This window comes from Lactococcus sp. DD01 (assembly GCF_001578715.1).
Classification (GTDB): domain Bacteria; phylum Bacillota; class Bacilli; order Lactobacillales; family Streptococcaceae; genus Lactococcus; species Lactococcus petauri.
Map to the genome: position 1 here is coordinate 553,706 of NZ_KQ968939.1, position 1,624 is coordinate 555,329.

A 1,624-nucleotide genomic window follows, 5' to 3' on the forward strand; every position below is an offset into this window, starting at 1 on the left:
TGGAAAAGCATAGCAGGATTAAAGTTAGCTTCAATTATACTGTACTTTTCACCCAAGCTATCATTGAGATCTTCGATCAGTATATCCACTCCAGTGATCTTGACTTGCAGAGCTTCAGCAGCTTTTTCAGCAATGTTCTTATAGATTTCAGGCATCTCATCCGTGACATCGATAGAGTCTCCACCTGTCGACACATTAGAATTTTCTCGGAGGTTTACCTTTACGTCTTTTCCAGGGATACTCTGTTCCGTATAACCTTGGACGTCCAGCATAAGTTTTTCGGTGGCAGTAATCTGGATTTTTTCCAAGGGGAAACGATGATCGTGGCCACGTAGAGGGTTCTCATTTTTCTGTGCGACCAGTTGGCTGATCGTGGATACTCCATCACCAATAACATATGCGGCATCCCGGCGAAGGACTGCCCTTGTCTTGCCATCCAGTACAAAGAAACGGTATTCGGTACCAGAAACAAATCGTTCAACAAGAACTTCTTTATCTTCTCTGAACGCAATTTCTAGAGCTTTATAAAACTGTTCTTGTGTCGCTGGTTTTTTAAAGATAGAAATTCCTATGCCATAATTCGTTGATTTAGGCTTGACAACAATTGCAGCCGATTCGAAAAGTGGAAAGGCAGCCTGTGCAGTTGCTAAATTGCTAAATTCTTGCCCTTGCGGAGTTTTTAAATATGCCCGACCGAGCAGCTTTTTCGTGACCACTTTATTTTCCATAATGGCATAAGCGACCATGGAATCTTTCGAAGTCATATTCCCTTTTTCGATAATTTCTGTATGAGATTTATAACTTAAAGCAATCATCTGGTCTTGTGCATCTAAAATTTCAACTTTTAAGCCTTTTTGAATAGCATCAAAAAGCAAATTTTGCGTCGAAAGTTCGAGATGTGTAAAGCCTGCTAATTGAAAAGGATGTTTATAGGATTGCTGATGGTATTTGCGAGACAAGTCCAAAGCAAAAGCTTTGTCTTGACGATAAGCCAGCTCCATCTGTCCAGCAATTGTGGTTTCAGGTTTTTCCAGCATTTGAGCAAACTTATCAATCAGCGCCAAATCATCTTGGGCAAAGTCTAAGTTCTGGGCAAACCTGCGCATGTGATCGAAAAAGTGCTTGCCTTCATTATAATAAGCTGTTTTTTCTAAAGGATTTTCTAAAGCTACAACATCATTTATTGTATAACCTAATCTTTGTGCTTCATCTGGCGTCTCTTCTTCCTCTTTATATATCAGATAAAGGCTAAAAAGGTGGATAAATCGAGCAGTATCTTCATCCAACCCGACTCGCACAAAAGGATTCAAGTCAAAATTGCGAAACTCGACATACTGAACGCCCACGTCCAGCAACTCTTCCGCCCGCTTTCCACCACGTAAACGAACAGCAGAATAAAACTCCTTCATCTCAGAGAGTGCACCCTTTTTGACGTAAGTTTGCAAGTCATCATAATACTGTTCAAGACTCTGATAGCTTACGAAAATATCAGGCGTGTTCCGATAGCCAAATTTAGAATTTCTAATAGAACGTACAGGTTCCTGTATTTTTTCATTTCTATCAGTAAAAAATCCAGCATTGGCACGTGGCGAAGCTCCTAAACAATATGTAATAATCCACATAT

Annotated in this window: 1 protein-coding gene; it reads right to left on the reverse strand. The window is 40.1% G+C overall.

Features of this window, described 5'->3' with window-relative positions; translation table 11 throughout:
- The coding region (gene gshAB / locus LACDD01_RS02720) for a bifunctional glutamate--cysteine ligase GshA/glutathione synthetase GshB (RefSeq protein WP_231863405.1) at nucleotides 1-1,624 on the reverse strand (1,624 nt) is incomplete at both ends.